An 11251-nucleotide genomic window follows, 5' to 3' on the forward strand; every position below is an offset into this window, starting at 1 on the left:
CGGCCTCTCGTTTGAACTCGGCGGAAAACGTACGTCGTTGCTTGCTCATCAGACACCTCTCTCACGGCGAGGATTCTCGCCTAAATCGGTGTCCGGGATCAGTAGACCACTACGTATCTAGCCGTGCGCTAAACAGCTGTTAGGATAATTCGGTGATATCACCTAGCTCAGAAGAGTAGGAGGTGTCCCTTACTCTCCACCAGCATTCGATTTTCTTGGCCCACTCGGAGATCATTTTCCCGCCGGCTCCTCGATGAAGTGCGTCATTGACCTCTTCCGCCCATATCGCGATCTGGCGATGAAGTTGCGGTGATATCGATTGTTCTTGCCAGATGCGGTTCAGATTGAGGGTCGCTCCCAGCTTGAGCGCTAGAATCGAAACTGTGTAGGACGTGATGTTGGCTTGGAATGCCGGGAACATGGGGCGGATGATCTTGTGAGCTGACTTGAACAGGATTGCCTTCGCGATCATCTGTTTGTACTGCTCTTGATCCGGTATCACGTTCTCACCAGCACTTTCCCTTTCCATCAACTCATCCATGAATGCCTGGAAGTTTTTCTGACTGCCGAGACTGACGATATGTGGCTTCTGATCCCAAGCAAAAAGAAACTTGGCTAGGTCGGGCTTGGTGAGTTTGCGATAAGGGGGAATTGTCGCCTGGAGCTTTTTCTTCTGCGTTGGGGTAGTTGCTTCCTTCTCCAGCATCACCTTGTAGCTGCCAGCTGAGCGCTCGTAGAACCAGCGTCCAACGCCATCGGGGCAGTAAGTACGCATGGACAGTTTTTCCAGCTCGCGATGGAAGGGCTTGTTGGCGGAAAGATCGGACTGTTTGACAACGTTCTGACTGTTCGCATACCGCGAAATATTGGCAATCAGTTCCTCATCGTCAGCCTGTCCGGAGCGTAGCACGATGATCTTGGCTGGAACCCGCACACTCGTAAGATCGATGTCCGGATGCTTTTTCTTGGCGAAGTAGATGGATGCAGTAGTCTGGCCGCCATTGACTATCTGCATGCCCTGGAGCCAGAGAATGCCTGTCGAGCCATCTGCCGCGGTGTCGAGCTTGGCTTGGTCGGCAACAACGACGATGCCGTTGTTATAGGCCATGAAACGGTCAGGGTGGTCGCGCAGGCTGTCACGGATTCCCTTATTGACTCCCTTGCTGCTAACTCCCAGAAAGGAGCGCACGTTTGCTTCGAGGATCCGCGGGCCATACTTTTCGTAAAGGAACCGCAGGGCCTCGCCGGGCACGGCTGTCAGGGCGTAGTCATACTCATCGTCACCGGATCCAGGAACCCACACGCTAGGAAGGGCAGTCCCGCAGATGTCCCTGAAGTTCACTACCAGTTCATCCCGCGGACGCCCCTGCTGCCAGTGGTTGAAGAGGCGTTGAATGTCCATGATCTCTAGGCGGACCTGCTTGCCCTCGACCTCCTGCGGTGCATAGTTTCTCGTTTTGGCTATGGCATCCGTGATGACGAAAATACGGATGCTATCCAGCGTCTTGAAGATGCGCTCGACTTCGGTAACAAGGGCATAGGCATCGTTGGTTTCATCGAGCTTGCCGGATAGCTGGCCTGTTGCGCAGAACCTCAGAAACTGCAGCCCTTCTTTGGCAGCCTTTCCTGCTTCGGAATCTGGAAGCGGCTCTAGCTCATCTACCCCCTTGTACAGACTGACAAAAAGATCGAGACGGTCTGGGTTGCCAGAATCATCAGTAGTGTCGGATACGGAGTAGCCGCTGATTTTTACCTTGTACGTACCTACCTTCGCTTCGTAATGGCAGACAGTTGGTTCAAAGGTGATTCCCTCGTCAGCCATGTGCGTCATCACATGCTCGGTGAATACGGCCTCAGCAGGAATGGGGGCTTCCCCTGGGCCTATATCTTTTTCAACTTCATCGCGGATCGCGGCCTGCGTCTCACGCAGAAAGTCGACGAGTTCCATCAAACGACTCCTAATTGTTCGAGTACATCATCCAGTGTGTGGTTGTTTGCCGTAACGAGAGAAAGATCCAGCTCATATGCGGCATGGCGAATTGCCGACGAAACGTTGAAGGGGGTTAGCCTGGGAAACTCCCCGTCCACCAGATGCAACCTTGTGTCGGCCAGCAGGAATCGACGTGTATAGACTGCCGCGTGCATGTCCAGATATCCGGCCTTATGGAGAGCCAGCTCAAAAAGGCGCATTGCGGCGGGGTCAGCGTCAAGGCGCTGCCGAGTTGCATCAACGAGCTCAGTGAGCGTTTTACCCGCCTCCTGAGCGCTGAATCGAAGCCCGGCCAGAAAGAGAGGCGGGGAGTTAGTGTCATCCAACTGCTCAAGTGAGCCAATCCGAACAGGGAAGCCGTCCGGAATCATTGTCGACTTGATTTCCACGCTGCCAAGTCCGATCTGGAAGTCGTGCAATCCGTCATGCGGACCTTTCCATGCATTCACTGCCGTAAACTGAAGGATCCCCGCATCCAGCAGAAGATTCAGAAATCGCAGCTCTCCGACCAGCCCCAGCTCCTTCTCTGGGCCCAAGCCTTCTCGTCCCTGACGCATGAACTCCTGCCAGCCCCGCACCCGCCCGAGGAAGCGCTGATAAAGCGTTTCCTCGGGAGAATCGCTGAATGACTGGAGCAGGTGCACGATATCGGAGACTACCTTGGCAAACAGTTCAAGACTGCCCGCGGGCTGACGAACAATGGCGAGCCAACTGTGGTTGCCGCCAGTTTCGCCGAGCGTGGCTCGCTCCATACGGAAGCCCTGCCCTTGGGGAAGCTGAGTCGCCGGTGCGATTTTTGTAGTAGCAAATCCAACCAGAACCGCTTCCTCGTTATCTGGTGAGTGTCGGGCGGCCTTGATTCGGCAGGAGCCCGTCTGCTGAACCAGATCTATTGAGCGCCAGCCGGGAGTGGCGGCGTTGCCGGGCAGTGCTCTCCAGACTCCCAGAATTTCGAGGTCACTCACTTGAGCCATACTGCTGCTCCCAAAGCACATTGGTGACTAGATAGGGCACGGATTTGCCGGCATTGCTGGAAGGGAAGCTGATGGCAAATGCCACGACAGGTGTAGTTACACCGGTGACTTTTGAGTCCTCGGGATCCAGTAATGAAATGATCAGGAGCCCTTTATCCGGTCGAGGTTTTATCCCATCTGCGCCTAGGCCTTTTACATGCCTGATTGCAGGGCCATTGGGGGTCTCGGGGGGCTCTTTGCGTCTGGATCGTCCCGGGTCCTTCACCCAGGCCCGTTTGGTTAACTCAAGCGCTGCGTTCCATCCGGCCTCATCAAGATCCATGGCCTCGTCTTGGGGGGATAGCAGTCTGCCGATGGAGTATTTGCCTTCTCCTTCGGTTGCCTTGTTCTGTCGCTGCATCATTCTGACTGGACTGCCGACGATATCGAGTGTCTTCTCTGTCCCACCGCCTATGACAGCCACCGTCCAAGATGTCAGTTCCCCGGAAAAACTCATTTCTTCAATGAAGTCTGCCAGAAGATCACTCTTTACCTTTCTGGAGTCGGGATGGGTCTGATAACCACGCAGGAAGCGCGTAACCGATTGCGCTGTTGCGTCGGGCCACTGAATCCCGCTCCAGCTATCCTTCTTGCCATTTCGCTGCTGCGGGGGGATTGAGGAGGGACTTCCAAGCTCATCGGCAAGGGCCATGAGAGCTGACAGATTCTTTTCCAGAATATCCTTGTCGGTGTAAAAGCTTACAGTCTCGACTACATCGCCACTGAAAGAGAGATACAAGGTTTTGGCCGTGCGCATCTTCAGCGGCGATGTGACCATAAGAACTGGGTGAGAGCGCACCTTGAGGCCATATTCTCTGGGCGTCAGCCTGCTTTCCATCATGAAGTCGAACTCGGCCCGCAACTCCTCAGCGGCGTCGGCAATATGTTCGAACCACTCGACCAAGTCATTGGTCGTGTACAGGCGGCACAAATCGAGGTAGCCCGGCCGATAACCAAACCAGCGCCCCATCTGCATCAGGGTGTCGTACATCTTGGATGCGCGCAGGAAGTAGCTGGTGCAAAGTCCTTCGAGGGTTAGCCCCCGGGCAAGCTTGTCGCCGCCGATGGCGATGACTTTCAGCCCGGTTGCACTGTCGGCATAGTCAAGAGCATCCGTGGCCTTGCCGTTGATCATGCGCACATCGATTTCATCAAGCACATCCAGCAGTACAGCCTCGATGTCCTGCCAGGATGTGGAAGGGTGGCGGGACTCTTCTTCTATCTGGGCTTCGATCTCGAGGCTGGTGCTGACAAAGTCTCTTTCCCAGAGGCTCCTCAATTCGGCCAATGCGCTCAGATGGTCCGTGCGTCTCCGGAATCGCTGCTTCAGGCCGTGAACGTAGCCCAGAACCTGGCGGTGGACATGCTGCTGCACCTGATTGAATCTGGTTACGTGAATCAGCATCGAGCTGTGCTGGGGGCCCTGTCCACGAAGGCCTCTGATCGCGCATGAAAGAACGAATGCGTGTACGGCCTCGATTAGGGAGGCAGGCATTGCGTCCTGACCTTCAAGCAGTGGGATATGGCTGCTTTTGTGGCTGACCGGCATCCAGCCACTCTTGCCGTCTTGGGAGCACTGATCCTTAACTATTCGGACCAGGTTCAGTGCACCTGTGCGTCCGCTCTCAGCGGCGAGTCCGAATACCCTCGAAGGCCCTACATAGCTGGACGGCGCCGAGAGATTGGTGATGAAGGCGGAGGGGAACAGGTCCGGGCCTTCCTTGGCGGTTTCACCATGCTCGTGAATGTAGATGTTGGCGAATGGGGTAGCGGTATAGCCGACATAAGCCTTTCTTGAGAACGCATGGAGAATCTGGCGGATCAGGCTGTTGATGGCTGTCGGCTCATGATCCAGATCGGGGTTGCCGTCTTCGTCGACAACCTTCTCGCCAGTGTCGACAGATGCGTGGTCGGCCTCGTCATCAATTATCAGCAACGGCAGATGTGTAACGAGCGGGCGACCGCTTTCCGGATCCTTGGTTTCGGCTACATGGGACTGGATCCAGTTGAGCAGCCGCGTCAGAACCGTCTTGTTCTTCTTGACGACAAACAGCCACGGGCGCTGCTCCGGAGATACGCCCAGATTCTTCGCAAACTTGGTGTTGAAGTCGCCGGTTTCCGTTCTGTTGGTCACATACTGGGGGCGCAGTGCCGGAGATGGGTCGATTTTGCCGACCCCGATGAGTTTGTTTCCTTCACCTTCGATGGCACTTGTTTCGTAGCCCAGAAAGCCCTCGTCCAGACGCATCTGGGTCTGTGCTCGCAGGTTGTTGTGCAGCCCCGCAAGCACAATGATGATCTTGTAACCGGCATCTGCTGCCTTGCAGATGAGGCCAGTGTAGTTGCCGGTCTTGCCCGACTGTACATGGCCAACCACCATCCCTCGTCGATCCCAAGCACCATCTCGCTTTGGGTCTTCAAGCATCGACAGAACGTTGTCAGTGGTCTTGTCCAGTGCTTCCATGGCGCTGAGGGGCAGTTTCAGCTCCTGCCACTCACGGTAGCGCCGCCAGTATCGCCAGTCCTTTTTCCGATCGCTTGGTTGCCAAGGCTCATGCCCAGTGGTGTCAATCAGGGATGAGTCATCCCCAACCCAGACACTGAAGCGTCTGATCAGCTCCTCCGTGACCGAGTCGCGATCCAGACCCTCGGCCTTTCCCGGCATTATCTTCAGCACCATGTCGATCTTCTGGGAAATGAGCTGAGGGGTGATCGCCGACTTGTCCTTTTCATCAGCCAGCATTTCCTGAACGAACTTGACCACACTCCATTTGTTTTCCTCAGACATGAGGCGTCACTCCTTAAAGACTGTCTGGCAAAGCCCTGATTAGGGCAGGGTATGCGTGGAACGGCTCCATTTGCTTCAGCTGCTCCTTTGCTGCGCTGGGGGAATAACCCTTTCTTTCGATCATGTTGCGGTACATCACCATCATGATGTCGCTGACTTCTTGAGGCGGCGTCTTGTCGAATCCTGTGCAGGGGGTGTCCTTGTTTTCGGCGGTATCTATCCAGATTCGCTGAACCGGAACCGTCTCCTCGATCACGCGGAGCATTGCCTTTAGCTGGGGTAGAAGGCTGCCGGCATCATCCAGAACCGCTCTTATTGCCGGATGTTCCGTGTCGATCCGATATCGCATACCGTCCGCAAGTCTTTCGACCTTCCAGGCCTCTGCAATCTGTCTGCTGCCCAGCATGGTCGGCTTGCCTCGATGGGCAAAGGCTCTTCTTGCGCGGCCGCGCGTAACCTCGGCAAGTCTTGTCAGCCAGTCCCGCAGATACACTGGCGGCCGTGCAGTTGATTTCCTGATGTCGATCTTCCAGTCCGCATCTACGGAGTTGGGTATGTCGAGGCGAATTCGCGCAAGGCGATGAGCTTCATCCTTAGTCCATGAACGTCCTGTACCAAGTCCTAGCCAGCTGCCTGCCACCAGCAGTCTTTCGTTTCGATAGATGTAGAAACCCTGCTGTGCAGTCCAGCCTTCCGGGCCTGCCAGGCGCTCGAAGTCTCCGGGAGAGAGCATGTCCTTGTGCGGCAGAACGTGGCACTCGGCCTCGATATCTTTGCGGCTGGGGTGTTTGAATACCGGAGGGTTATATGGCTTTCCGGGATGATCCGTCATGAAGGGATCCCAGGGTTTGACCGGCTGGCCATTCAACAGAATTCGCAGTCGAGGCCTGGTGCCTTCCAGGTATCTGTGAAACACCATTCCCAAGTGCTGTTCGACTTTGTCGACCAGATTGAGAAAGTCCTGCACTGTAGTCCCTGGCGTGACGATGCGATCCAGCTCTTCCCAGAGAACCAGGGTGCCCGTTGCGCTGGTGAGGCGTTCCAGAAATCCTTCCGAACCGGGATGGGGGCCCTCCAGCAAATGCCAGCCGTCGTCGGCACTGCTGGCCAGGAAGTCGAGATCCCAGCGGAGGGTCTGTAGGCCATCGGGGCCACGTGTGGCAACGGTCATCCTTCGGCACTGAGAAAAGGACGCAGTCTTTAGGCCGAGGCCGAAACGACCCAGATCGCCTGCCGATCTCTCCTCGAGAGGATTCCGATCGCCCAGACGCATGGCCCGATCGAGTTCGTCTGCAGTCATCCCCGAACCGTTGTCCAGGCAAAGCACACGGCTTTCCTGCTCAGCCCAGATGAATTCGATATGTACTTCGTTCGCGCCGGCAGCAATGCTGTTGTCGATGATGTCTGCCAGAGCTGTCTGGGTGTTGTATCCCAACCCACGTAGTGCTTCGACCATGGCGCTTGCCTTGGGAGGAGCACTGCGGCTTTTGAAGGAGGATTGCATGGCTGGACTCCCTGTCTGCAAAGCTCTTCTATCGAGCTGCCTTTCCCATGTTGATGATACGGGCGACCACGCCGGCGATTTGATTCGCCAGAAGCGGGGGAACCGCGTTGCCAACCTGGTGGAACTGTTGGGTTCGGTTCCCCAGAAAGAAATAGTTGTCCGGGAAGGTTTGTAGCCGGGCTGCTTCGCGAACGGTCAGGCTGCGGCACTGCCTTGGGTCGTAGTGAATGAAATAGTGACCGTCCTTTGCAATGTGGCTGGTGATTGTCGTGGACGGAATCCCTCTGCGCTGAACACGGAAACGATCGCTGAACTTGCCGGTTTTCCAGTTCTTGTGGTCCGGTTCCAGCCCCGGGAGATTGAAGTCGTGGTGGCCTTTGGGAGAGTCTTCATAAAGCTCGGCATACTCAGCCGCGTAGACGTATCTGCGCAGGTCGGACTCCATGTGTCCGCGAGCCTCGTGGTTTAGCCAGTATCTGAGCCGATCATCAAGGAGCCAGTCATCCAGATGTGTGCCTGTCAGCCCATCCCATTCGCTCTTGCGGTGAACACGGAGTGCACCATTGCTCATCCCCTCGCCCGAGAATGTGCTTGCAAGTATTTCTAGGCGCTTTGCGAGTGTGAGCCTGCGGGGGACATCAGTCAGCTTGCTGCACTCGTGACTCAGCATCTCCAGGTTCTGGCGAATTAACTCTGCCCATGCCTCTGGAGAGTCCTTCATTCGTGTGAGTGTGCTTCGCAGAGGTGGGAGGCGGCCAATTACTTGGTCGATTGAGGGCCCAGTTGAGGGGACAAGTTTGTGGTCGCCCAAGGCGCCGAAATATTCCTCCGAAACCCCGAGGAGAATGACCCGGTGTCTTGCCTGCGGGATCCCGTAGTTCTCTGCTCGGATGATGTAGTTTGCCGGGTCGATGCTATCCGGAGACGCACCATCCTCGAAAATGTCGTCTGCCACGAGCGAGCAGATTCTGTACTTGGGGCCGTTGCCGTTTTCTCCGAATGCCGCATCTGGATCTGAAAGATCCTGCAGGATCTTCGGGAACATCTGCTCGCCAGCGACACGTGACGAGAGGATGCCTTTGACGTTTTCCATTACGAAGACCGCGGGGCGCTTCTTCTGGATGATGCGCAGGTACTCCCGGTACAGGAAATGGCGATGGTCGTCCTCTGCCCTGTAGTTTTGCTTGCCGCGATTTCGCGCACGGCCAACGATAGAGTAAGCCTGGCAGGGTGGGCCACCGATCAGAACCCATGGTTTGGTCTCGTCCAAGCGGGACTTGAGAATGCGATCGAGACGTTCGTTGCCCTCTGCGGTACCCAGTTCGAGCTGTTGCGCCTCTTGTTCGGCGTGCCTCCAAGCATCTCGAGTTCTGCTGGTGTATGGGGGGGCAGCATCAGCGGTTTCGCAGAAACTGTAGTATTCCTCTAGATCTTCAGGCTGGTTGCGCTTGAGAAGCCTGTAAAAGGCCCTCAGTTGAAGAGTGGAATGTGCAGACTTTTCCATTTCGGCTGAGACTTTGATTTCAAAGGTCTCGCCCTGGCTGTCCCTATAGGATGAAAAGCCTTCTCCAAGGCCACCTGGACCTGCAAAGAGATCTACTACCTGAATGGGGTGGGTACGACTCATGAATCCACGCTGTATCGAAACGGTTCAAGATGGACATCGTTGAACCTGCCCGAAGATCCCGAATGATGTCGGGCATCAGGGGGAAGGACACGAAACCTGAAATGCTGGTGCGCAGGTTTTTGCATGCCCACGGCTATCGTTACCGGCTGCATCGCAAGGATTTGCCGGGAAAACCAGACATTGTACTGTCTCGGCTGAAGGTCTGTATCTTCGTACATGGGTGCTTCTGGCATCGCCATCCTGGGTGCCGATTTGCTGTGCTTCCCAAAACTCGAGCAGAGTTCTGGGAAGCCAAACTCTTGGGGAATGTGGCAAGGGACGAACAAGCGATTAAGTCTCTGAATGAGTCTGGTTGGAGGACCATTGTCGTATGGGAATGCCAGCTTCGCGGGTCATCGACTGTTCTGCATGAGCTGCTTGGGGAGCTGCAAAAGCTTGCCTCGCGTTCCCAAGGTCGCCTAGATCACCCCACCTTATGATTCTCGTTGAGAGCAGACAGTACTGGCTCGACCCATGGATGGCATTCCCATCCACCAGAGTCCGTTTTCTTAAGGTAGTGTCCGAGAGTACCCAGCAAAAGGCGACGAATTTCCGTCATGGGGTATCCGAGCACTGCCTCCGCATGTACGGCCCTGTCGCCCGGGTTGTCAGAAAAATATCTCAGAAGATCGAGGGCAATCATGCCCAGCTGCGAGGTTCGCTCGACCAGCGCACTCTCGTTCAGGAGCGGGGGGGGTATCGGACTTATGAAGGTCTCTAGTTCACTGGTCAGATCTTCAAGTCCTGGGATGGGCGCGCCTGACTCTCTTGCGCGGTAGGAACCGATGCTTTCCTGCAGATTGGTAGCGGTAGCCCTGAGTGAACTGTCGTCCACATCCGGCATTTCTGGATCATCTAAAGACGCGGACCACTCCCAATCCATATCTACTCCGGATAGGTGCGCTGATTCCGGGGGCAGCTCGGCCACGGAGGAGGGGGTGATACCAGCGCTGTCTTGAGTCCTTCCCGCCCGTTCTCGGAACAGCAGCTGCATCTGCACAAGTCGAAACAGCCGGTGAGCGTTGCGATGCTCTCTGAGAAAGTCCACCAGCAGCTCGCGGGCTTGCTGTTCGAATCTCAGCGCCACCAGAGAGGCTACAGCCTTGGTTATACCAAGCGGTAGGCTTCCCCTAAAGCAGTCCTGCAGCAGTTTCTCGCAGGAATCTGTTTGATCAGGAAGCACTGGCGGTAAAAGATTCTGGATGAGAACGGCCCACTCTGCGGAGCTACATTCCTGGTTGGCAGGCCTATCTAGCTGGATGCAACCATCGACAACAGGCCAATATTGCTCGCGATATTTGACCGCAGGCATGCCTTCGTCGAGCTTGGTTGAGCAGACGATCCGGTCAATCTCTCGACCGTCGGACATTACTCGAATGATTTCTTCCATCGCCTGATCCGTGCTGCTCAGCTCCATATCTTGGGCCGCCACAGAGGCCTTGTGCCATATGATGCCCTCAAGATGGTCGGTATCCAAGTGTGAAGTGGGTCACGAGGGGCTGAGCCTTTGCGCCTGAAAGTCAGGCTGGAGGCCATCCGGGATGATTTGGCCCTTTGGGATTTTACCCCAGCCGGAGTGCTGCGTTACTGATCTTGGTCATTCTTTCCATAGAACATCTCTTCAATCTCATCGGCGAAAGGCGTTTTTATGTCATCGGGGACAGGGGGCATGCCGGCTAGCACGGGAATGGCTCTGAACACAGGAGTTCGCTCCACGCTGAGCTTGCTCTCCCATGCTGGCTTCAGCTCGAGGAGACAAGGGTGTCTGAGCGACGTTTTCCTACGATGCCTGGTGCGCGAGCGCAGGGCGAGATGCGGCAGGAATGGGATGAAGGTTCACAGAGAAACCAGCGCCCCCTGAGCAGATACCCTCTGCCCGAGGGGCGCTTGGCCTCAATCCTCAACTACGTGCATGACAAGGCGCCGCCTGGTGACCTGAATGCTCACCTTGCAGCCAACCTCAAAGCCCGCAGCCTCCAGCCATTCGCCACTCAAGCGCAGGTAGGGAATTTGCCGTGGCTTGCCACGACGTTCCCAATCGCTATGACGGCTTTCATAGAGCTGGTAGCCGATCGTTAGAAGTCGAGAGTTCGAAAGAGGGGATTTCTGGGTAGCCATGATTTTTTCCTGTGTAGGTAAAAAACCGCTTGGCTTTCGGGAGCGGCTAACCGCCTAGAGAAGGTGTGTTCAGCACCTGGCCGGCAGGGTAGCGAGGGGGCATCCAGGGGGCAAGCGATGGACTGCCCGGATCGAATGCCTCGCCGAGGCGCCAGCCGCCCCCTTCCCAACC

8 protein-coding genes are annotated in these 11251 nt (G+C 56.0%); 1 reads left to right on the plus strand and 7 read right to left on the minus strand.

Translation table 11 applies throughout. The features are described 5' to 3' along the window. Positions 1–139: 139 nt before the first annotated feature. The 5 genes from FFS27_RS20075 to FFS27_RS20095 form a co-directional block, all read right to left on the minus strand. Positions 140–1948 (minus strand): AIPR family protein, encoded by a 1809-nt coding sequence (locus FFS27_RS20075; protein WP_034013992.1) that lies wholly within the window; start codon positions 1946–1948, stop codon positions 140–142. Continuing rightward, positions 1948–2964 (minus strand): PD-(D/E)XK motif protein, encoded by a 1017-nt coding sequence (locus FFS27_RS20080; RefSeq protein WP_031300000.1) that lies wholly within the window; start codon positions 2962–2964, stop codon positions 1948–1950. The genes FFS27_RS20075 and FFS27_RS20080 overlap by 1 nt, the downstream gene beginning before the upstream one ends. Then, positions 2948–5791: a Z1 domain-containing protein gene (locus FFS27_RS20085; protein ID WP_034013990.1), complete on the minus strand. Its 2844-nt coding sequence runs from the start codon at positions 5789–5791 to the stop codon at positions 2948–2950. The genes FFS27_RS20080 and FFS27_RS20085 overlap by 17 nt, the downstream gene beginning before the upstream one ends. 13 nt (positions 5792–5804) lie before the next feature. After that, positions 5805–7247, minus strand: coding sequence for an ATP-binding protein (locus FFS27_RS20090; RefSeq protein ID WP_034023656.1), 1443 nt, complete (start codon positions 7245–7247; stop codon positions 5805–5807). A gap of 76 nt (positions 7248–7323) precedes the next feature. Continuing rightward, on the minus strand, positions 7324–8922 hold the full coding sequence (locus FFS27_RS20095; RefSeq protein WP_031299998.1) for a DNA cytosine methyltransferase: 1599 nt from the start codon (positions 8920–8922) through the stop codon (positions 7324–7326). Positions 8923–8951: 29 nt separating this feature from the next. Between FFS27_RS20095 and FFS27_RS20100 the strand changes: the two genes are divergently transcribed. Next, positions 8952–9401, plus strand: a complete 450-nt coding sequence (locus FFS27_RS20100; protein WP_003451864.1) for a very short patch repair endonuclease — start codon at positions 8952–8954, stop codon at positions 9399–9401. Here FFS27_RS20100 and FFS27_RS20105 read toward each other — a convergent pair. After that, the gene (locus FFS27_RS20105; RefSeq protein ID WP_225010665.1) at positions 9386–10378 is read right to left on the minus strand and encodes a hypothetical protein; all 993 of its coding nucleotides are present in this window, start codon (positions 10376–10378) and stop codon (positions 9386–9388) included. The two genes, FFS27_RS20100 and FFS27_RS20105, sit on opposite strands and share 16 nt — an antisense overlap. A gap of 476 nt (positions 10379–10854) precedes the next feature. After that, entirely contained in the window at positions 10855–11079 is a 225-nt protein-coding gene (locus tag FFS27_RS20110; protein ID WP_023101180.1) for a SymE family type I addiction module toxin, read from the minus strand. Positions 11080–11251: the final 172 nt, after the last annotated feature.

The sequence above is a fragment of the Pseudomonas sp. 2VD genome, assembly GCF_005503585.1.
GTDB lineage: Bacteria > Pseudomonadota > Gammaproteobacteria > Pseudomonadales > Pseudomonadaceae > Pseudomonas > Pseudomonas aeruginosa.

Bases quoted from the DNA above. Each gene is read 5' to 3' on its own strand.
- FFS27_RS20090 (WP_034023656.1), bottom strand. From the start codon at position 7,247: ATGGTCGAAGCACTACGTGGGTTGGGATACAACACCCAGACAGCTCTG.
- FFS27_RS20080 (WP_031300000.1), bottom strand. From the start codon at position 2,964: ATGGCTCAAGTGAGTGACCTCGAAATTCTGGGAGTCTGGAGAGCACTG.
- FFS27_RS20100 (WP_003451864.1), top strand. From the start codon at position 8,952: ATGGACATCGTTGAACCTGCCCGAAGATCCCGAATGATGTCGGGCATC.
- FFS27_RS20110 (WP_023101180.1), bottom strand. From the start codon at position 11,079: ATGGCTACCCAGAAATCCCCTCTTTCGAACTCTCGACTTCTAACGATC.
- FFS27_RS20105 (WP_225010665.1), bottom strand. From the start codon at position 10,378: ATGGAGCTGAGCAGCACGGATCAGGCGATGGAAGAAATCATTCGAGTA.
- FFS27_RS20085 (WP_034013990.1), bottom strand. From the start codon at position 5,791: ATGTCTGAGGAAAACAAATGGAGTGTGGTCAAGTTCGTTCAGGAAATG.
- FFS27_RS20075 (WP_034013992.1), bottom strand. From the start codon at position 1,948: ATGGAACTCGTCGACTTTCTGCGTGAGACGCAGGCCGCGATCCGCGAT.
- FFS27_RS20095 (WP_031299998.1), bottom strand. From the start codon at position 8,922: ATGAGTCGTACCCACCCCATTCAGGTAGTAGATCTCTTTGCAGGTCCA.